The following is a 19,157-nucleotide window of genomic DNA, read 5'->3' on the forward strand; positions in this document are numbered from 1 at the left end:
GGTGAGCGACCGCTCCCGGAGGGCGCGCGTTCCTGGCGCGCGTCGCGTGCGTGATCCGCTCCGCGACGACGGCCGCATCCCTGGCACGGCCGACCGCGGCACTCGAAGTGCCGCGTGGTTCAGGTCGAAGGTACCAACCATCCCCGGGAAAGCAAACCAAGTCAAAAGCGATCTTTTCCCTGGTCAAGTGCCTTCCAAGGACTTACCAACACCCACCCGCCGGATGTTCTTCCCGATCTTTGCCCGTCAGTCCGAAAGGGCGGCGCGCGCGCGAGCGGCGCGGATCGCGGCGGACAGGCTCGCGATGTCGTAGGCGCCGTGGTGCCGCCGCCCGTTGACGAAGAAGGTGGGCGTGCCCGCGACGGTGCTGAGGTCGGCCGACTCGATGTCCGCGGCGACGTGCGCGGCCCCGGCGCGGGCGTCCATGTCCCGGGCGAAACGCGCGAGGTCCAGGCCGACGCGGGTCGCGTGCCCGCGCAGGTCGTCGGCTTGCAGGTCGCCCTGGTCGGCGAGCAGCGCGTCGTGCATCTCCCAGAAGCGGCCCTGGCGCGCGGCGGCCTCCGCGGCCTCGGCGGCGAGCTGGGCGTGGAGGTGGACGTCGGTCAGCGGCAGGTGCCGCCAGACGTACCGGACCTCGTCCCCGAAGTCCGCGAGGAGCCCGCGGACGACCGGTTCGGCGCGGCCGCAGTACGGGCACTCGTAGTCGCCGTACTCGACGATCGTCACCGGGGCGTGCCGCGGCCCGCGCACGTGGTCGCGCTCGGGGTCGACGGGCACGGCCAGGTCGACGATCGCCTCCGCCCGCCCCAGCAGCGCCCGGAGCCGCAGCCCGGGCGGCAGCGCGGCGAGGACGGCGGTGACGAGCCGGGAGGTCAGGAACGCGGCCGCGAGGGTGCTCAGGACGCCGATCTTCGCGTCGTCCAGCACCTCGCCCTCGAAGGCGTGCGTCGCGATGAGGAGGGAGACCGTGAACCCTGCCGCGGACAGCGTGCCGCCGGCGGTCAGCGCCCCCCAGCCGACCGGGATCCGGACCCGCCCGCGGGACGCGGCGGTGGTCAGCGCGGCCGCGGCGACGACGCCGAGCGGCTTGCCGACGGCGTACCCGATGAGGACGCCGAGGGTCACCGGCGACGTGAAGGCCCGCGCGAGCTCGCCGCCGCCGACGTGGATCCCGGCGTTGGCCAGCGCGAACACCGGGACGATCACGTAGCTCGTCCACGGGTGGTACAGGCGCTGGAGGCGGTCGTTCGGGGAGATCGCCGACGCGATGCGGGCGCGCACGTCCCGTTCGAGTTCGGGGGTGGGCTGCTCGCGGAACAGCCGGAACAGCCCGCTGGCCCGCTCCAGGTCGGCGCGCTGCGCCGGGTAGGCGTAGGTGAGCAGCCCCATGACCAGCCCGGTCACGATCGGGTCGATGCCCGATTCGAGGAGCGCCGCCCACATGACCACGCCCAGCGGCGCGTAGACCGTGCCCCGCCGCACGCCGAGGCGCCGCACGCCCAGGATGACGGCGAACGTGACGGCGGCGGCGGCGAGCGCGGGCACGGAGAGGCGGTCGCCGTAGGCGACGGCGATGACGCCGAGGGCCAGGAAGTCGTCGACGACGCTCATCGTGAGGATGAACACCCGCAGGCCCGGCGGCAGGCGGCGGCCGACGACGGCCAGCAGGCCGAGGGCGAACGCGGTGTCGGTGGACATCGCCACGCCCCACCCGCCCTCCGTGCCGTGCCCCGCGTTGATCGCGAGATAGAGGGCGATCGGCACGACCATGCCGGTGAGCCCGGCGGCGAGCGGCAGGGTCAGCCTTCTGCGCTCGCGCAGCTCCCCCAGGTCGAACTCGCGGCGGGCCTCCAGCCCGACCACGAAGAAGAACAGGGTCATGAGCCCGCTGTTGACCCATTCGGTCAGGTCGAGCGAGATCCCGTACGCGCCGAGCCGGACGGACAGGTGCGTCCCCCAGAACGCCTCGTACGCCGCGGGCGCCGCGTTGGCCCACACGAGCGCGGCGGCGGCCGCCGCGACCAGGACGGCCGCGCTCCCGGTCTCCGTGCGCAGGAAGTCGCGCAGCGGGGTGCGGGCGGCGCCGCCGCACTGCGTCCGCCCCGTGTAGTCGCCGGATCCGCGCGCCATGGCCGGACGCTCAACCGCCGCTCGGCGCACGGTCCGCCATGAGCATGTCCCCCTTCCGGGCGCCGCCGCGCCCGTCCGTCCGCCGCCGGGTCCCCGCGGCGATCACCGCGTGGACCCCTTCCCGCATCCCCGCCGAACATGACCCGCCGAACATGACCCGCCGGATGTTGACACCGTTGGCGAATGACATTAGCTTTTAGCTAACGCTCTTAGCCAAGGAGGCGCCATGACCGAGTACCTCGCCGTCGACGGCGGCACGATCGCCTACGACGTGACGGGTTCCGGCCCGCTGATCGTCCTCGCCCACGGCATGGGCGACAGCCGCGCCGCGTACCGCGCGATGATCCCGGCCCTGGTGGCGGCCGGCCACCGGGTCGCCGCGGTCGACCTGCGCGGCTGCGGCGAGTCCAGCGTCGACTGGTCCGACTGGAGCCGCACCGCCATCGCCGGCGACCTGCTCGCCCTGATCCGCCACCTGGGCGGCCCGGCCGTCCTCGTCGGCCACTCGGTCTCCGGCGGCGCCGCCACCATCGCCGCCGCGCTGGAGCCCGAGCTGATCACCGCCGTCGTCGAGCTGGCGCCGTTCACCCGCAAGCAGTCCGTCCGGCCCGGCGACCTGCGGGTCAAGCGGTTCAGGCGCGGCATGCTGCGGCTGCTCGGCGCCGGCGCCCTCGGCAGCCTGCCGCTGTGGCGCTCCTACCTCGACGTCGCCTACCCGGGCACCAAGCCGGACGACTGGGACGAGCGGATCCGCCGCATCGACGCCCTGATGCGCGAGCCGGGCCGGATGAAGGCCATGCAGCGCATGGGACGCAGCGCCCCGACCGACGCGGGCGAGCACCTCGGCGGCGTCCGCGGCCCGGTCCTCGTGGTGATGGGCACCCTCGACCCCGACTGGGCGGACCCGCGCGCCGAAGGGGAGGCGATCGTGGCCGCCCTCCCGTCCGGCCTCGGCCGGCTCGAGATGATCGAGGGCGCCGGGCACTACCCCCACGACCAGTTCCCCGACCAGACGGCCGCGCTGGTGCTCGACTTCCTCCGCGAGGCGGACGCCCGTGCCTAGGGCCGGGCTGGACGCGGCGGCCGTCGTCGCGGCGGGCGCGGCCCTCGCCGACGAGGTCGGCTTCGGCGGCCTGACGATGAGCCTGGTCGCCGCGCGGGTCGGCGTGCGGACGCCGTCCCTGTACAAGCACGTGGACGGCCAGGAGGACCTCAACCGGCGCATCGCGGCGCTGGCGCTGACCGAGGCGGCCGACGCCGTCGGCGACGCGGTCCGGGGCTACGCGGGCCGCGACGCCCTCGCCGCCGCCGCGCGCGCGTTCCGCGCGTTCGTCGTCGAGCACCCCGGCCGGTACGCGGCGACGATCGGCGTGGAGCCGTCCGGCCCGGACGACCCGCTGGCCGCCGCGGGCGCGAAGCTGCTCGGCGCGTTCATGGCGGTCCTGCGCGGCTACGAGGTCCGGGAGGCCGACGTGGACCACGCCCTGCGGCTGCTCCGCAGCCTCTTCCACGGCTTCGCCACGCTCCAGTCGGGAGGCGGCTTCCAGTGGAGCGCCGACGTCGACGAGAGCTTCGAATGGCTGATCGACTTCGCCGACCGCGGCCTGCGCGACCTCTGACAGCGTCCGCGCCGCGGCGTCGATCCCCGCCCCGACAGGGGTTTCCGCTGTCAGACGGCGCGCGCGGCTGTACGGAAGGGCACTGCGGACAAGCTGACAACAACGATCTTCTTGTGGATCGGCGAGCGGTCGGTGACGGTGGTTCCGCCATGGGCTTCGCCCCCAGCTCCCGCATCCAGGGGAACCGATGAAGCTGCCCTTCACACCGTCCGCCATCGCCGCCGCCGCGCTCGCCGCGGCCGGGCTGCTCGCCCTTCCGCTCGCGACGCACGGGACGCCCGCCGCGCGGGCCGCCGCCCTGCCGAGCGTCGACATGGAGGCCACCGTCAAGGCGGCCCAGATCGACCCGCGCAGGGCCGACGACACCCGGACGCCCGGCGCCGAGGCGAGCGTGCTGCTCGTCGAGCAGGCGCTGCGAGACCGGGACCTGCTCGACCCGCGCTGGGTCGACGGGTACTTCGGCACCACGACGATCGCCGCGTACGCGAAGTACCAGAAGTCGCTCGGCTACACCGGCCTCGACGCCAACGGCCTGCCGGGGAAGACGTCGCTCGCCAAGCTCGGCACCGACCGCTTCCGGGTCACCCGCACCCTCACGCCGGGCGACCGGGTGTCCGACGGCGGCGTCGTCCTCAACACGCGGACGCGGAGCATGCTCGCCGAGGCGGAGCGGCTGTTCGGCCGCGCGTTCGTCATCGAGCAGGGCTCCTACAACCCCGGCGGCGACCCCACGTCCGCGGGCACGCACGACGGCGGCGGCGTCGTCGACCTCTCGGTCGCGGGGATGACGCCCGCCGACCGCACCGCGGCCGCCCGCGCGCTGCGCCGGGTCGGCTTCGCGGCCTGGGTGCGCAGCCCGCGGCAGGGCGACTGGCCGTGGCACATCCACGCCGCCGCCATCAGCGACACCGACCTCTCCAGCCAGGCCCAGCACCAGGTGGGCGACTACTACCTCGGCCTGGACGGGCTCGCCGCCCGCGGCCCCGACGACGGCCCGAAGGTGACCATCCGCACCTGGGAGGAGTACCGCCGCCGCTGACCCCGCCCACCCGTTCCGCAGTCGCAGTTCCGCGAACAGAAGGAGACCAGCATGAGCACGTTCACCAGGATCCTCACCCTGTCCACCGCCGCGATCGCGCTCGGCGGCGCGGCGTCCGCCCTCGCGGCGCCCGCCTCGGCGGCCGCCCGCAACGGTGTGTGCGAGAGCGGCGAGTTCTGTTACTACTACAACAGCAACAACGCGGGGTCGGTGTCGGACTTCACCGGCTCGCTCGCCAACTACGGCACCGAGCAGCCCTCCTGCTACGACTTCAAGGGCGCCGGCAACGGCAAGGGCCTGTGCATTAAGAACGAGGCCGCCTCGGTGTGGAACCGCAGCACCAAGACCGTCCGGGTCTACTACAACAGCAACTACGGGGGCGCCTACCAGGACTTCAAGGCGGGCGCCAAGGGCAACCTGAACGCCACCCTCAAGAACAACAACGCCTCGCACGAGTTCTCGCCGTCGGCGCGGACGAACATGTCGTACGCGCTGTACAAGGCGAGCGGCGGCCGGATCACCGCCGGCTTCGACGGCTACGAGAGCACGCCCGGCCGGCACGAGGGCATCGACTTCGCCCGCGGCATCGGCTCGGACGTCCACGCCCTGACGAGCGGCAAGGTCATCTACGTCGCGCGCGGGGCCAACGGCAGCGGCGGGCTCTCCACCGTCTCCGTCTACAACTCCTCGCTCAACAAGACGGTGATCTACCTGCACACGGCGCCGCGGTCCGGGGTGAGCGTGGGCGACTCGATCAGCCGCGGCCAGGTCATCGCGGACGAGGCGTGGCGCGGGGTGTCGTCCAGCTCGGGCGCCCACACGCACGTCGAGATGCGTCCGGGACGGCAGACGCACGCGGCGAAGAGCGTCGGCGACCCGGTCCTCGACAACCCGAACCCGAACTCGTTCTGGCGCTCGCAGGGCTACAACGTCCGATAACGCGGCCCGGCGGAAGAGGATGACGACTGTGTCGACACGAACCGGACGGCTCGCTCCGCGACTCGTCCCGAGGCTCGTCGCGGCGGCCGCCGCGGTGCTGCTCGGCGGGGCGGTCCTCGTCCCGGCGACCACCGCGTCGGCGGCGGCCCGCAACGGCGTCTGCGAGAGCGGCGAGTTCTGCTACTACTTCAACAGCAACAACGCGGGATCGGTGTCGGACTTCACCGGCTCGCTCGCCGACTACGGCACCGAGCAGCCCTCCTGCTACGACTTCAAGGGCACGGGCAACGGCAAGGGCCAGTGCATCAAGAACGAGGCCGCGTCCGCCTGGAACCGCAGCGGCAAGACCGTCCGGGTCTACTACAACAGCAACTACGGCGGCGCCTACCAGGACTTCAAGCCCGGGACCAAGGGCAACCTGAACGCCACCCTCAAGAACCAGAACGCCTCGCACGCGTTCCTGGGCTCGACCCCGCCGACCGGATGCAAGACCGACGGGACGCACACCAAACTGCCCACGACGATCCTGGTGTACCGGGTGTCGCTGAACCGGGTGGACCGGGTCGACTTCAAGACGTACGTCAAGAACGTCCTGCCCAACGAGTGGATCACGAGCTGGCCGACGGAGTCCCTGCGGGCCGGGGCGATGGCGGTCAAGCACTTCGGCTGGTACTGGGCGCTGCACTCGACGCGCAAGACGCCGAGCGGCCAGTGCTTCGACGTCTACGACAGCACGTCCAGCCAGGTGTACAAGCCGGGCTCGGCGAAGGCGTCGACGAGCGCCGCGGTGGACGCGACGTGGAACACCCGGATGACCCGGAGCGGGAAGATCCTCCAGGCGCACTACTGCTCCACGACGACGGCCTGCGGCGCCTGGGTCACCGGCGACTGGATGTCGCAGTACGGCTCCCGTGACAAGGCCAACGCGGGCTGGAGCCACTCCAGGATCCTCAAGGCCTACTACAGCGGGATCGTTCTTTCCTGATCCCCCGATTCCCTGATCCGCCGATCACGGGCCCCGGTTCCCCGTCGTGTCGTCCACGACGGGGAACCGGGGCCCCTGGACGATGACCTGGAAGTTGACCGGCCGACTCCCGGGAAACACCACTTTTCCGGCGGAGTCCACCATCTTGAAGCGCACGTAACATAAACCCGGCTTCTTGGGGGTCGTGATGTCGACCCGGATGTCGACCATTTCACCGGGCCCCGTGTCGTCGATCGGCACGTCGGAGATGGTCTGGCATTGGTCGGCGCGCTGCGGCAGGTCGAGGCGGCGCAGCGAATACCCCTCCCACGGCACGCTCCCGCTGTTCTTGATCCGCCACACCTTCGCCACGGTCCTGCGGGCGCCGACGCGCGTGCAGTCGGGCAGCGTGACGTCCGTGATGAACGTGGCCGCGTCCCCCTTGTGCAGGGGCGGGGCCGGCGGCGGGTTGGTGGTGCGGACCGGGCAGTCGGTCGGGGACGGCGCGGCCTTCGCCGGCCGGGCGCCGGACGCCCCCGGACCGTTCCCGTCCGCGGCGGAACCGCGGTTGACGACGACCACGACGAGCGCCACCGTGCCCATCCCGACGGCCGCGGTGGCGAGCGCCGCGGCGGCGGCGCGGCTCGGCCGGAGGCGTCCCCGCCGCCCGGCCACCGGGACGGCCCGCACGCCGTCGCCCGCCCCGCCCGCGGTCTCGCCGGGCGGCGGCGGGGGCGTTCGCGGCGCGTCCGCGTCCCGCACGGCGTCCGCGTCCCGCACGGCGTCCGCGTCCCGCACCGCTTGGGCGTCGTGCGGGACGTCCGCCTCTCGGGCGGTGTCCGCGTCCCGGACGGCTTCGGCGGCCGGGGCGTCCGCGGAGGCCGCGGCGCCCTTCGCGGGCGCGGACCGGACCGTCCGGTTCGCGGTCTCCCAGCGGTCGCGGTACGCGGCCGGGTCGCCGCCGCACGCCTTGACGAACTCGGCGGTGGTGCCCCAGCTCGGGAGTTTGTTCCCCTTCGTGGCTTCGTGCAACGTCGTATGGGAGATGGCCCCTGACCGGCCCGACATCTCCCGGAAAGGCGGATTGCCGACCGAGTTGCGCAACTCGCGCAGAGCCCTCGCGAAATCCGCGATCGCCGCCTGTGCACGCTTGTCGTCCACCGGGTGAAGCTAACAGCGCCCATGGTGATCACTCAAGCCCGGATCGGTAACTGCGGGGTCCGGGACAAGGCAGAACGGTTTCCCGCGCGTGAAGGATCGGTGGCCGGAAAGAACGCGCAGGTCATGGACGTCCCGGCGGCGAGACGCCGGCACCCGACCGGCATTGTCGGCGAAAGGGAAGGGGTCTGTCGAAATGGGACGGAAATGAGACCGAGTGGAGCGGAGCCGCGGCCGCGCTGCTGAGAGCAGATCCGCCGTGGGCGGATCGGGGTGGGCGCGGTGCCCGCGCCGCCGCACAGTGAAGGGCATGAGCGAGGAACAGAAAATCCCGTTGTTCAACGAACGCGTCCGGAACGAGCTCTACGGGCAGCGCGTCCTCGTCCTCGACGGCCCCCTGGACGACGACAACGGCACGCTGCTGGCCACCCAGCTGATCACGCTGGCGCGGGAGGACGCGAAGTCCGACATCGCGCTGTGGATCCACTCCCCCGGCGGGTCGGTGCCGTCGATGCTCGCGATCCGCGACGTGATGCGGCTCGTCCCGTGCGACGTGTCCACGCTGGTGCTCGGCATCGCCTACAGCGCGGGCCAGTTCCTGCTGTCGTCCGGAACCCGCGGCAAGCGCCGCGCGATGCCGCACGCCCGCGTGCTGATGCACCAGGGCTCCGCCGGGATCGCCGGCGCCGCCGTCGACATCGAGCTGCAGGCCGGCGACCTGCGCCACACCCGCGACACGGTCCTCGGGCTCATCGCCGAGGACACCGGCCAGCCCATCGAGCGGGTCTTCGAGGACTCGCTGCACGACCGCTGGTACACGGCGCGGGAGGCGCTGGAGTACGGGTTCGTCGACGCCGTCGTCGGCGACTTCGAGGAGATCGCGCCGGCCGGCCGCCGGCCCGCCGGGCTCCGCCCGGAAGGAGGCGCCCGATGAGCACCTACACGATCCCGAACGTCATCGCGCGGGACTCCCGCGGCGAGCGCATCATGGACGTCTACTCGCACCTGCTGACGGAGCGGATCATCTATCTCGGCACCGCCATCGACGCGGGCGTCGCGAACGCGCTCGTCGCGCAGCTGCTGTACCTGGAGGCCGACAGCCCCGAAAGCGACATCCAGCTCTACATCAACTGCGAGGGCGGCGACCCGAGCGCGATGCTCGCCGTGTACGACACGCTCCGCTACATCCGCCCGCAGGTGGCGACGACGTGCGTGGGGCAGGCGGTCGCCGTCGGCGCCGTGCTCCTCGCCGCGGGCGCCCCCGGCAAGCGCGCCGCGCTGCCGCACACCCGGGTCGTCCTGCACCAGCCGATGGGGCAGGGGCGCGGGGCGATCCCGGACCTCATCCTCCAGGCGGACGAGGTGGTGCGGGTGCGCGCGGAGATCGAGCGCATCCTGTCCCGGCACACCGGCCAGGACACCGCGACGCTGCGGGCCGACACCGACCGCGACCGCGTGTTCACCGCGGAGGCCGCGCTGGGCTACGGCCTCCTCGACCACGTGCTCGAGGAGCGCAGGCCGCTCCCGGTGTAGGGACCGCGCGGGCCGGTCAGGCGGCCAGCGCGTAGGCGGCGCTGCAGGTCGGGCCCGCCGGGGCGGATCCGGCCCGCGCCGCTCCCGGGAGGGCGGTGCCGGCCGGGACGGCCAGCAGGCTCGTCGCGACGGCGAGGGTCAGGTCGGCGAGGGTGGTGTCCAGGGCGCCGGCGACCGCGGCGATCATCTCGCTCGACGGCTCCTTGACACCGCGCTCGATCTCGGAGAGGTACTGCGGCGAGACCCCGGCGCGGCGCGCGGTCTCCACCAGGATCTCTCCGCGCTCCAGGCGCAGGCTCCGCAGGCACGAGCCGAGCGCGGCGCGCCACAGCGGCTCCGCCGCCGGTCGCGTCGCGGTCCGCTCGTGCGGCGTCTCGTCCGGTCGGATGCTCTCGGCCATGCGCACATCGTAAGTCGGCGGCGGCGCCGGGCCCATCCCTTCCGCCCACCGCTGAACGGCCGGGGCGCGCACCGGCGATTTCCCCGATTCCCGGCGGCGGGATCGCGGTTTGACTTGGCGGCGTCCGGTTCCCGGCCAGAAGGGATCACCCCCGGCCCGTACGCGGTGGCGGTCGACGAGTCCGCGGGCCCCGGGAACGACGGGTGGCTCGTGTACCCGGCGAACGCGGGCGCGGACGGCGTGGACCACCCGGTCTTCGTGTGGGGTCCGGGCGCGGGGTCCGACCCGTCCGACTACGCGGACATGCTGCGCCAGTGGGCCTCGCACGGGTTCGTCGTCTACAGCGAGGTGTCGTCCAGCAGCGGCGCCTACATGGTCGAGGCCCTCGACTGGCTGGAGCGGCAGAACTCGAGCCCGCTCAGCCCGCTCTACCAGGACCTCGACACGTCGGAGATCGCGTTCGGCGGGCATTCGCGCGGGTCGATCGGGACGTTCGACGCGGCGGACGACCCGCGGCCGGCGACGACGGTCCACGTGGCCGGCGGGTCCTTCGACGGGAACGGCCCGGACAACCTGCGGAAGCCCGCGCTCTACATCGGCGGCGACAGCGACTTCGCCACCGGCAACATCGAGCGGGACTACGCGAACACGGACGTCCCGGTCTGGTTCAACATCCTGGACGACACCGACCACATCCTCGCCACGCGCAACGGGCAGCACATCATCACGGCGTGGCTGCGGTGGCATCTGGCGGACGAGGAGTTCCGCCGCACGGAGGACTTCCTGAGCGGGGCCTGCACGTTCTGCGGCCTGGGCGACGTCCGGTACAAGAACTGGTGACGCCGCCTGCCGCACGCCCTACCGGTCGCCCCGGTCCGCCGGGTCGGCTGTGTCGGCGGCGTCGCGCCGTCCGGCGGACTTCCGGACGGGACGCATCCGCACGCCCGTGATCGCGTGCCGGTCGACGTCGGTGACCTCGATCGTCCAGCCGGAGACGCCGACGCGGTCGCCGGGCCGTTCGGGGACGCGGCGCAGCTTCGCGAGGACGAGCCCGGCGACGGTGGTGTAGTCCCCGGCGGGCGGGTCGGCCACCTCCACGCCGAGGTCGGGGAGGTCGTGGATCGGGAACGTGCCCGGGAGCAGCAGCGCCCCGTCCGGCTCGGTCCGCACGGCCAGCACGTCGCGGTCGGTCTCGTCGTAGATCTCCCCGACGATCTCCTCCAGCAGGTCCTCCAGGGTGACGATGCCCTCGACGCCGCCGTGCTCGTCCACGACGAGCGCGAGCTGCTGGTGCTCGGCCTTGAACCGGCGTAGCGCCTCCGACACCCGCACCGAGTCGGGGAAGACGACCGCCGGGCGGGCCAGCGCCGCGACGGGGGCCGCCGGGTCGCCGGTCGTCAGGTCGCGCAGGTTCGCGATGCCGACGACGTCGTCCAGCTCCCCCGCCGCGATGACCGGGGCCCGCGAGTGCCCCGACTCGGCCAGCGCGGTGCGCGCCCGCCCGGTCGGCTGGTCGTCCGGCAGGGTGAACACCTCGCGGCGCGGGCGCAGCACCTCGCGGAGCGTCCGCTCGTGGATCTCCAGCGCGCCGGAGATGATCTGCCGCTGCTCGGCGGTGAGCCCGCGGTGCCCCGCCACCAGGTCCCGCAGCTCTTCCGGGCTGAGCTGCTCCTTGTCGGCGCGCGGGTCGCCGCCGAGCGTCCGCACCACCAGGTCGGTGGACGCCCCGAGGGCCCAGATGGCCGGGCGGGAGACCAGCGACAGGACGTCCAGCGGGCGGGCGACGAGCATCGCCCAGCGCTCGGCGAACTGCATGGCGAGCCGCTTGGGCGCCAGCTCCCCGAAGACCAGGGTGACGAACGACAGCACCACCGTGACCAGGGCGATCGCGACCGGTTCGGCCGCGCCGCCGAGGAACCCCAGCGGCGCCACGAGCGGCTCGGCCAGCGACACCGCCGCGGCGGCCGAGGCCAGGAAGCCCGCCAGCGTGATGCCGACCTGGATGGTGGCGAGGAACCGGTTGGGGTCGCGGGCCAGCCGCACCAGGGTGCGCGCGGCGGCGCCGCCGCGGCGGTCGAGCTGCCGGAGCTGGCCCTCGCGCAGGGAGATCAGTGCGATCTCGCTCCCGGCGAACACCGCGTTCAGCAGCACGAGGACCGCGACCAGCGCGATGTTCACCCAGTAATCGCCCATGACTTCCCGTTCACCCGCCTACGCCGACCCAGACAAACTACACGTGTAGCCGATGGGGTCCCGGCGCGGGCGCTCAGTCCTCCTCGTCGCCCTCGTCGTCCTCGAAGACCTCCTCCAGCACCTCGCCGGCGATCATGCCGCCGGCGACCCCGGCGGCGACGCCCACCGCCGCCCCGGCGGCGACGCCCGCCCAGCCCGGACCGCCGCCGTGCCCGTGCCCTTTGTCCCCGCCGTGGCCGTGGTGGTCCGCGTACCCGGCGCGGTGGCCGGACGGCCCGCCGGTCAGGTCGTCCAGCCAGCGGGCCAGCTCGGCCGTCCAGTCGAGGGACACCGCCTCCTCGTGGCCGACGCGCAGCCGGAAGACCTGGTCGGACGAGCCGAACAGGCCGCCGCGCCGGTCGGCCTCCAGCACCACCGCCATGCCGACCGGGTCGGCGACGAACGTCAGCTCCACCTCGCCGATCCGGCCCGCGTACGCGGGCGGCGCGGAGAACTCGATCTCCTGGTAGAACGGCAGCTCCTGGTCCACGCCGTGGAGGCGGCCGTACTCGAGGTCGGCGCCCTTGAACCCGAAGCCGAGCCGGTCGAAGGCGTCCAGCACGCGCTCCTGCGACGGCAGCGGGACCACCGCGACCGGGTCCAGGTCGCCCTTGTCGACGGCCTTCGCCAGCGCCAGCTCGGTGCGCACCCCCAGCGCCATGCCGTGCAGCGGATGCCCGTGCACCTCGGTGATCGGCGCCTCCCACGGCAGCGCCAGCTCGAACGGGAGGACGCGGTCCTCCCCGGCCTCCAGCCGGAACGCCCCCGCCGCGTCCGCGCGGCCGAACTCCAGGGCGCCCGCCGACTCGCCGTCCCCGTGCTCGACCTCGACCCGCGCGACCAGGCCCAGCGACACCCGCTGGACGTCCACGGCGTAGTCGGCGGCGGTGATGCGCACCTCGCCCGCCAGGGTCTCGCCGGGACGGCGGCGCGGTTCGGTGAGCACGGTGTCGACCTTCGGGCCGCCCACCCCGAACGCGCCCAGCATCTTCTTGAACCCCACAACGCCTTCCTTCGCGCCGCGCGACGCCGGCTCCGCCGCCGGCGTCTCCCGGGGCAACGTTATTACAAGTGTAGTTTCCAGTCTCGTGAATCCCCGCGGGCAACGGGCACGATTAAGCTTCCGGAACGGGCGCAGCGCCCGACGGACGAGGGAGGTGCGGCCGGTGGCGCGACGCGCGCTGGGACATCTGGAGGCCGAGGTGCTGGCCGCGCTCGCCGCCGCGGACGGCCCGGTCAGCACGGCCGAACTGCGCGACCGCATCCCCGGCGACCCCGCCTACACCACGATCAACACCATCCTGTTCCGGCTGCACGCCAAGCACCTCGTCACCCGTGCGCGGCAGGGCCGCCACTACCGGTACCGGCCGGCGGTCGACGAGTCCCGGCTCGTCGCCGACCGGATGCGCGACCACCTGCGCCTCGCCAGCGACCCGTCCAGCGTCCTCAGCCGGTTCGTGCAGGACCTCACCGCCGACGAGGAGCGCGCCCTGCGCGCCGTCCTCGCCGACCCCCGCCGCTCCCCCGGAGAATCCGCGTGATCTGGCTGACGCTCCTGCCCGCCACGCTGGTGCTCGCGCTCGGCGCCGCGCTGAGCGCCGTCCCGCTGCCGCTCCACCCGTCCTGGACGGCGCGGCTGCTCGCCACGGTCGCGGGCATGGCCGTGACGACCGTCATCGGGACGCTGCTGTTCATCAGCCTCAACTACGCGGCCACCCTGTTCCCGCACGCCGCCGACCGGCTGCCCGAGTGGGCGCTGTTCGGCGACGACCGCCCGGTGCACGCCGCCCTCGGCGCCCCCGCCTGCGCGCTCACCTGCCTGTGCGTCCTCGCCGCCGCCCGGCTCGCGTCCCGCTGGGCCGCCGAGGTCCGCCGCGCCGCGCGCGGCGCCCGCTCGATCGCCGACTCCGACGTGCCGCTGGCGCTGGCCGTCCCCGGCCGCGGCGTCCTGGTCTCCCGCGGGCTGCTGGCGCTCCTCGACCCGGCCGAACTGCGCGCGGTGCTGCACCACGAGGCGTCCCACCTGCGGCACCGCCACCACCACTACCTCGCCGCCGGCGCGCTCGCCGCGGGCACCCTGCCGTTCCTGCGGCGGCTCAACGGGCGGCTCCGCTTCCACCTGGAGCGCTGGGCGGACGAGGACGCCGCCGAGGCCGTCGGCGACCGCGAGCTCGTCGCCCGCACCATCGCGCGGGTCGCCCTCGCCCGCCCGTCCGGCGACGCGTCCCCGCCGCCGCTCTCCGCGTTCACCGACTCCGGCGTCGTCCAGCGCGTCCAGGCGCTGCTCCGCTCCGCCCCCGCCAAGAACACCGTCACCGGCCCCGTCGTCCTCACCGGCGCGGGCCTGTGCACGGGCGTCCTGGCGTCGACCGCCTGGCAGCTCGACCACGCCCTCGGCCTGGCCATCCTCTGACCCCCGAAGGAAGGCGACGCCGCATGGGACCGCGGCGCGGCGGCGCCGGCGAGGCCCGCAAGACCGACCACCGCTCCGCCCTCGACCTGCTGGACGGAAGCGCCCTGCGGTAGGCGCGCCGGTGAACGACATCTCGCCCGCCCCCGCACCCGGCATCGACCGGCGGCGGCGCCGTCCGGGAGCACCTGCGGATCACCGCCGACGCGGTGTTCCTCAACGCCGGATCGCGACGCCGAAGTGCAGGCCCTCATCCGCGCGCGGATGGACGAGTTCGCCCGGGTCGGCGGCGGCGTGATGATCGACCGCGACGCGCAGGACCCTTCGACCTGGCACGCGCTGGGCGGCGTCCCCATGGGCGGCGCGGGCGTCGCCCTTTTCCACGGAAAGGCGCATAAAGGAACGCGAACGACCCCTAGGTTTTTCGTATGACGTCTCCCTACGAAGGCCTGTTCGAGCACGCCGAGCGGTACCTCGGCCCCGTGACGCACGCCGAGCCGCCGGACGTCCTCGGCTTCAACCGCGGGTTCGCGATCGGCTACCACCGGCACCCCGAGTTCGAGATGGTGTCGGCCGCGACCACCGGGGTCCGCTTCCAGGACCTGGAGTTCGAACTGCCCGAGGAGATCGTCTGCTCGGCGCGTCCGGGACAGGAGTCGGAGGCGGGCTACCTGGCGCACGTCGCCGCCTCGAACGCGGTGAAGAGCGGCCGGGGGCACGGCTACGGAGGCGGGTACCGCAACGCGGAGCCGCTGATCCCCGACACCCGGATCTCCGCCTTCGCCCACTTCCTGCACCCGCTCCTGCCGAAGGAGTTCGCCTACTTCCGCAACGCCGCCGGTGAGGCCGCGCTCCGGTTCGTGACGGTGGTGCCGATGACCGACGCCGAGTTCCTGTTCGTCCGCGACGAGGAGGAGGGCTTCTCCGGCCTGATGGAGGTGTGGCGGCTGAACGGCACCGACATCCTCGACCTCTACCGGAAGTCGGCCGTCTGAGGCGTCACGGGTACACGACGCGGTACCAGTGCGCGGACTCGTCCTTGAGGGGTTCCAGCCGGACGCGCGTGCCACCGGGGCTGTCGAACAGGCGCACGCCGTCCCCGAGGAGGACGGGGGCGATGAAGACGAGCACCTCGTCGAGGATTCCGGCCTCGACGCACTGCCGGGCGACGTTCGCGCCGAGGACGTTGACGTAGCGGTCGCCGGCGGCGGCGCGGGCCTCGGCGACGGCGGTGCGCAGGTCGCCGGCGAAGACGACCCCCGGGACGGGCTCCGCCGGGGGCCGGTGCGTCAGGACGACCATCGGCCCGTCGTACCGCCCGCCGAACGCCCCCTCCTTGTCGGTGCCCTCGTTCGGGTCGCCGCCGCCGTAGGTGCCGTTCCCGGCGAGGATGGCGCCGATCCGGTCGACGAGCCCCTCGGCCGCCGGGTCGGGGGCGGCCAGGTGCTCGGTCAGCCAGGACATGTCCCCGCCCGGTGCCGCGATGAAGCCGTCGAGCGACATCGTCGCCGAGTACAGGAGCTTTGCCACGGTTCTTCCTTTCGTGATGGTCGAAGGGGTCGACCGGGCGGGGGCCCGGAACTCATCGGCCGGCCCCCGGAACGGGCCGCGCGGGTCGCGTCATTCATCTTGTGTGCCGCAGAGGCGTGGGATGCCCGCTGTGCCACAATGGCCCGCGTAGGCGACGGCGGAACGAGGAAGTCCGGTGCGAATCCGGCGCGGTCCCGCCACTGTGATCGGCGAGCGGACCCCGAACACGCCACCGCCCCTCCCGGGGCGGGAAGGCCGGGGCGAGCGACGACCCGAGAGCCAGGAGACTCACGCGGTCGCCTCCTCACGGTAACTGGGGCGGATCTCCCCAGAGAGGAGAGGCTGGCATGGCCGTTGGAATCCCGGTGGTCCGGGACCGCGGCGGACGGCGGGCGCGCTCGGCGCTCGGGTCCGCCCTCGCACTCGTGCTCCTGCTGTCGGGCTGCGGCGCGTCCGGCCGCGCCGCGGACGGACGGGACGGCGCCGCGCCGCCCGGCTTCCCGGTGACGGTCGAGAACTGCGGCGTCACGACCACCTACGAGCGGCCCCCGCGCCGCGCGGTGTCGCTGAACCAGCACGCGACCGAGGTGATGCTCGCGCTCGGCCTCGAACGGTCGATGGTCGGGACCGCGTTCCCGGACGACGCCGTCCTGCCGGAGTTCGAGCGGGCCTACGGCGGGATCGAGGTGCTGGCCGACGAGTACCCGTCGTTCGAGGTGCTGCTGGCCGCCGAACCCGACTTCGTGTACGGCGGCTGGGCCAGCGCGTTCGCCGAGCAGGACGGGCGGAGCCGCGCGGCCCTCCGCGAGGCCGGCATCGACACGCACCTCAACATCGAGGAGTGCCCCGGCGGCCCGGTGACGATGGCGACGGTCGAGGAGGAGGTCCGCACCGTCGCGAAGATCTTCGGGGTGTCCGCGCGCGCCGAGGAGCGGATCGCGTCCATGCGCGCCGTCCTGGAGCGGACCGCCGCCGCCCTCGCGGGCGCCGACCCGCTGACGGTCGCCGTGTACGACAGCGGCGACCGGACCGTGTTCACCTCGGGCGGCGCCGGGATCGGCAGCGAGATCATCCGGCTCGCGGGCGGCACCAACCTGTTCGCCGACCTCGACGACGCGTACGGGGACGTCTCGTTCGAGCAGTTCGCCGAACGCGCGCCCGAGGTCGTCCTCATCTACGACTACGGCGACCGGCCCGTCGAGGACAAGAAGAAGTTCCTGCTGGAGCACCCGGCGCTGCGGGACGTGCCCGCGATCCGCGACGAGCGGTTCGCGGTGCTGCCGCTGTCGTCGACGGTCACCGGCGTGCGGGCGGCGGGCGCGGTGGAGGCGCTCGCCCGCCAGCTGCACCCGGACCGCTTCGCGTGACCGCGACCGCAGGACGGGTCGCGCTCCCCCGCGTGCGCGCCCCGTACCCGCTCGTCCTGGTCCTGCTCGGGGCGCTGCTGCTCGGGACCGCGACGGCCGCGATCGCCGTCGGGTCCGTCGGCATCCCGCCCGACCAGGTGTGGGGCATCCTGCTGCACCGGCTGCACCTCGCACCGGCCGCGGACTGGACGCCCGCCCGCGAGACGATCGTGCTCGACGTGCGGCTCCCGCGCGTCCTGCTGTGCGGGGTCGTCGGCGCGGGCCTGTCGGTGTGCGGCATGGCGCTGCAGGCGATCGTCCGGAACCCGCTCGCCGATCCGATGCTGCTCGGGGTGTCGTCCGGCGCGTCGGTCGGGGCGGTGCTGGTCGTGGTGTTCCACGTGTCGTGGTTCGGGATGTTCTCGCTGCCGCTGGCCGCGTTCGGCGGCGCCCTCCTCGCGCTCGTCCTGGTGTACGCGCTCGCCCGCTCGGGCGGCCGGATGACGACGGTGCGGCTCGTCCTCGCGGGCGTCGCGACGGCGGAGGTGCTGTCGGCGGTCGCGAGCTACCTGGTCATCACCTCGGACGACCCGCACGGCGCGGAGTCGGCGCTGCGCTGGATGCTCGGCGGCCTCGGCGGCACCACCTGGGCGGTGCTGTGGATCCCGGCGGCGGCGGTCCTGGCCGGGACCGCGGTCCTGCTCGGGCTGTCCCGCCCGCTGAACCTGCTGCTGGCCGGGGAGGAGGCCGCGACGGCGCTCGGGATGGACGTGCACCGCTTCCGCGCCGCGCTGTTCGTGCTGGTCGCGCTGATGACCGGGACGATCGTCGCGGTGAGCGGCGCCATCGGGTTCGTCGGGCTGATCATGCCGCACGCCGTGCGGCTGCTGGTCGGCGCCGACCACCGCCGCGCGCTCCCGGTCGTCGCGCTGCTCGGCGCGTCCTTCCTGACCGCCGCGGACCTCGCCGCGCGGACCCTGATCAGCCCGGAGGAGATCCCCGTGGGCATCCTCACCGCCCTGGTCGGCGGCCCGGTGTTCCTGTACCTGATGCGGCGGAAGGCGGCCCGGTGACCCCGCGGACCGGACCCGGGACGCTCGAGGCGGAGGCGGTGTCGGTCGTGCTCGGCGGCCGGACGCTCGTCGACCGCGTGTCGCTGGTCGCGGCGCCGTCCCAGGTCATCGGGCTCGTCGGGCCGAACGGGGCGGGCAAGTCGACGCTGCTGCGCACGTTCTACCGGGCGCTGCGCCCGGCGTCCGGGCGCGTCCTGCTGGACGGCGGCGACGTGCGCCGGATGCCCGGGCGGCTCCTCGCGCGGCGGCTCGCCGCCGTCCTGCAGGAGGCCCCGGGGGACTTCGAGCTGACCGCGTACGACGTCGTCGCGATGGGCCGCACCCCGCACAAGCGCGCGTTCCAGGGCGACGACGACGCCGACCGCGCGATCATCTTCGGGGCGCTGGCCGAACTGGAGGCCGCGGACCTGGCGGACGCGCCGTTCGACCGGCTGTCGGGCGGCGAGAAGCAGCGCGTCCTCATCGCCCGCGCGCTCGCCCAGCGCACCGGCACCCTGGTGCTGGACGAGCCGACCAACCACCTCGACCTGCGGCACCAGATCGACGCGCTCCGGCTCGTCCGCCGCCTCGGCGTCACGGCCGTCATCGCGCTGCACGACCTGAACCTCGCGGCGGCGTACTGCGACCGCGTGCACGTGCTGGACGGCGGCCGGACGGTCGCCGCCGGGACGCCCGCCGAGGTGCTCACCGCGGACCTGCTCGCCGCCGTGTACCGCGTCGACGCCGAGGTCACCGCGCATCCCCGCACGGGCGTCCCGCAGATCACCGTCCTACCGGAGTGAGC

At 73.7% G+C, this 19,157-nt stretch carries 21 protein-coding genes and 1 riboswitch; of the genes, 14 read left to right on the forward strand and 7 right to left on the reverse strand.

All coding sequences use genetic code 11. From position 1 onward, the window contains the following. Nucleotides 1–246: 246 nt before the first annotated feature. Nucleotides 247–2,130 (reverse strand): Na+/H+ antiporter NhaA, encoded by a 1,884-nt coding sequence (locus tag DMH08_RS13665; RefSeq protein WP_125614300.1) that lies wholly within the window; start codon nucleotides 2,128–2,130, stop codon nucleotides 247–249. 226 nt (nucleotides 2,131–2,356) lie between these two features. Here DMH08_RS13665 and DMH08_RS13670 point away from each other — a divergent pair, with 226 nt between their 5' ends. The 5 genes from DMH08_RS13670 to DMH08_RS40090 all read left to right on the forward strand — a co-directional run bounded on the left by DMH08_RS13670 (nucleotide 2,357) and on the right by DMH08_RS40090 (nucleotide 6,712). Further along, on the forward strand, nucleotides 2,357–3,193 hold the full coding sequence (locus tag DMH08_RS13670; RefSeq protein ID WP_125614303.1) for an alpha/beta fold hydrolase: 837 nt from the start codon (nucleotides 2,357–2,359) through the stop codon (nucleotides 3,191–3,193). Further along, on the forward strand, nucleotides 3,186–3,749 hold the full coding sequence (locus DMH08_RS13675; protein ID WP_026403758.1) for a TetR/AcrR family transcriptional regulator: 564 nt from the start codon (nucleotides 3,186–3,188) through the stop codon (nucleotides 3,747–3,749). Before DMH08_RS13670 ends, DMH08_RS13675 begins: the two co-directional genes overlap by 8 nt. Nucleotides 3,750–3,936: 187 nt before the next feature. Next, nucleotides 3,937–4,788, forward strand: coding sequence for a peptidoglycan-binding domain-containing protein (locus DMH08_RS13680; RefSeq protein ID WP_125614306.1), 852 nt, complete (start codon nucleotides 3,937–3,939; stop codon nucleotides 4,786–4,788). Nucleotides 4,789–4,839: 51 nt separating this feature from the next. Beyond that, a complete protein-coding gene (locus DMH08_RS13685) occupies nucleotides 4,840–5,727 on the forward strand; it encodes a peptidase inhibitor family I36 protein (protein ID WP_125614309.1) in 888 nt (295 codons plus the stop codon). Nucleotides 5,728–5,755: 28 nt separating this feature from the next. After that, nucleotides 5,756–6,712 carry a peptidase inhibitor family I36 protein gene (locus tag DMH08_RS40090; RefSeq protein WP_199747774.1) on the forward strand — a complete coding sequence of 319 codons (957 nt, stop codon included), beginning with the start codon at nucleotides 5,756–5,758 and terminating at the stop codon, nucleotides 6,710–6,712. Nucleotides 6,713–6,736: 24 nt separating this feature from the next. Here DMH08_RS40090 and DMH08_RS13695 read toward each other — a convergent pair whose 3' ends face one another. Next, the gene (locus tag DMH08_RS13695) at nucleotides 6,737–7,723 is read right to left on the reverse strand and encodes an NBR1-Ig-like domain-containing protein (protein ID WP_125614312.1); all 987 of its coding nucleotides are present in this window, start codon (nucleotides 7,721–7,723) and stop codon (nucleotides 6,737–6,739) included. A 436-nt stretch (nucleotides 7,724–8,159) separates the two neighbouring features. Between DMH08_RS13695 and DMH08_RS13700 the strand changes: the two genes are divergently transcribed. Both DMH08_RS13700 and DMH08_RS13705 read left to right on the forward strand, forming a co-directional pair. Beyond that, nucleotides 8,160–8,783 carry a ClpP family protease gene (locus tag DMH08_RS13700; protein WP_125614315.1) on the forward strand — a complete coding sequence of 208 codons (624 nt, stop codon included), beginning with the start codon at nucleotides 8,160–8,162 and terminating at the stop codon, nucleotides 8,781–8,783. Beyond that, the gene (locus tag DMH08_RS13705; protein WP_026403754.1) at nucleotides 8,780–9,382 is read left to right on the forward strand and encodes a ClpP family protease; all 603 of its coding nucleotides are present in this window, start codon (nucleotides 8,780–8,782) and stop codon (nucleotides 9,380–9,382) included. The genes DMH08_RS13700 and DMH08_RS13705 overlap by 4 nt, the downstream gene beginning before the upstream one ends. Nucleotides 9,383–9,398: 16 nt before the next feature. On the opposite strand, the gene DMH08_RS13710 is transcribed toward DMH08_RS13705, so the two are convergent. Next, nucleotides 9,399–9,782 carry a helix-turn-helix domain-containing protein gene (locus DMH08_RS13710; RefSeq protein ID WP_026403753.1) on the reverse strand — a complete coding sequence of 128 codons (384 nt, stop codon included), beginning with the start codon at nucleotides 9,780–9,782 and terminating at the stop codon, nucleotides 9,399–9,401. A gap of 114 nt (nucleotides 9,783–9,896) precedes the next feature. Here DMH08_RS13710 and DMH08_RS13715 point away from each other — a divergent pair, with 114 nt between their 5' ends. After that, entirely contained in the window at nucleotides 9,897–10,622 is a 726-nt protein-coding gene (locus DMH08_RS13715) for a poly(ethylene terephthalate) hydrolase family protein (RefSeq protein ID WP_125614318.1), read from the forward strand. A gap of 18 nt (nucleotides 10,623–10,640) precedes the next feature. Here the strand turns inward: DMH08_RS13715 and DMH08_RS13720 are convergent, their stop codons facing one another. Continuing rightward, entirely contained in the window at nucleotides 10,641–11,975 is a 1,335-nt protein-coding gene (locus tag DMH08_RS13720; protein ID WP_026403752.1) for a hemolysin family protein, read from the reverse strand. 73 nt (nucleotides 11,976–12,048) lie between these two features. Beyond that, nucleotides 12,049–13,017 carry a sporulation protein gene (locus DMH08_RS13725; protein WP_125614321.1) on the reverse strand — a complete coding sequence of 323 codons (969 nt, stop codon included), beginning with the start codon at nucleotides 13,015–13,017 and terminating at the stop codon, nucleotides 12,049–12,051. 163 nt (nucleotides 13,018–13,180) lie between these two features. On the opposite strand from DMH08_RS13725, the gene DMH08_RS13730 reads away from it, so the two are divergent. Next, entirely contained in the window at nucleotides 13,181–13,555 is a 375-nt protein-coding gene (locus tag DMH08_RS13730; protein ID WP_125614323.1) for a BlaI/MecI/CopY family transcriptional regulator, read from the forward strand. Next, complete coding sequence (locus DMH08_RS13735) at nucleotides 13,552–14,427, forward strand: M48 family metalloprotease (protein ID WP_026403749.1); 876 nt, start codon at nucleotides 13,552–13,554, stop codon at nucleotides 14,425–14,427. Before DMH08_RS13730 ends, DMH08_RS13735 begins: the two co-directional genes overlap by 4 nt. A gap of 213 nt (nucleotides 14,428–14,640) precedes the next feature. Here DMH08_RS13735 and DMH08_RS40095 read toward each other — a convergent pair whose 3' ends face one another. Beyond that, complete coding sequence (locus DMH08_RS40095; RefSeq protein WP_125614326.1) at nucleotides 14,641–14,820, reverse strand: hypothetical protein; 180 nt, start codon at nucleotides 14,818–14,820, stop codon at nucleotides 14,641–14,643. A gap of 32 nt (nucleotides 14,821–14,852) precedes the next feature. Between DMH08_RS40095 and DMH08_RS13745 the strand changes: the two genes are divergently transcribed. Next, nucleotides 14,853–15,419: a suppressor of fused domain protein gene (locus DMH08_RS13745; protein ID WP_125614329.1), complete on the forward strand. Its 567-nt coding sequence runs from the start codon at nucleotides 14,853–14,855 to the stop codon at nucleotides 15,417–15,419. A 4-nt stretch (nucleotides 15,420–15,423) separates the two neighbouring features. On the opposite strand, the gene DMH08_RS13750 is transcribed toward DMH08_RS13745, so the two are convergent. Then, a complete protein-coding gene (locus DMH08_RS13750; protein WP_125614332.1) occupies nucleotides 15,424–15,954 on the reverse strand; it encodes a dihydrofolate reductase family protein in 531 nt (176 codons plus the stop codon). 128 nt (nucleotides 15,955–16,082) lie between these two features. Beyond that, nucleotides 16,083–16,264, forward strand: a riboswitch (cobalamin riboswitch). Nucleotides 16,265–16,301: 37 nt separating this feature from the next. Here DMH08_RS13750 and DMH08_RS13755 point away from each other — a divergent pair. From DMH08_RS13755 to DMH08_RS13765, 3 genes are read left to right on the forward strand one after another with little or no spacing between them, the layout of a single operon-like run. Next, complete coding sequence (locus tag DMH08_RS13755; RefSeq protein WP_125614335.1) at nucleotides 16,302–17,321, forward strand: ABC transporter substrate-binding protein; 1,020 nt, start codon at nucleotides 16,302–16,304, stop codon at nucleotides 17,319–17,321. After that, entirely contained in the window at nucleotides 17,318–18,373 is a 1,056-nt protein-coding gene (locus DMH08_RS13760) for a FecCD family ABC transporter permease (protein WP_026403744.1), read from the forward strand. Before DMH08_RS13755 ends, DMH08_RS13760 begins: the two co-directional genes overlap by 4 nt. Then, nucleotides 18,370–19,155 carry an ABC transporter ATP-binding protein gene (locus DMH08_RS13765; protein ID WP_051301031.1) on the forward strand — a complete coding sequence of 262 codons (786 nt, stop codon included), beginning with the start codon at nucleotides 18,370–18,372 and terminating at the stop codon, nucleotides 19,153–19,155. Before DMH08_RS13760 ends, DMH08_RS13765 begins: the two co-directional genes overlap by 4 nt. Nucleotides 19,156–19,157: the final 2 nt, after the last annotated feature.

It is taken from the genome of Actinomadura sp. WAC 06369, assembly GCF_003947565.1.
Lineage (GTDB): Bacteria > Actinomycetota > Actinomycetes > Streptosporangiales > Streptosporangiaceae > Spirillospora > Spirillospora rifamycini.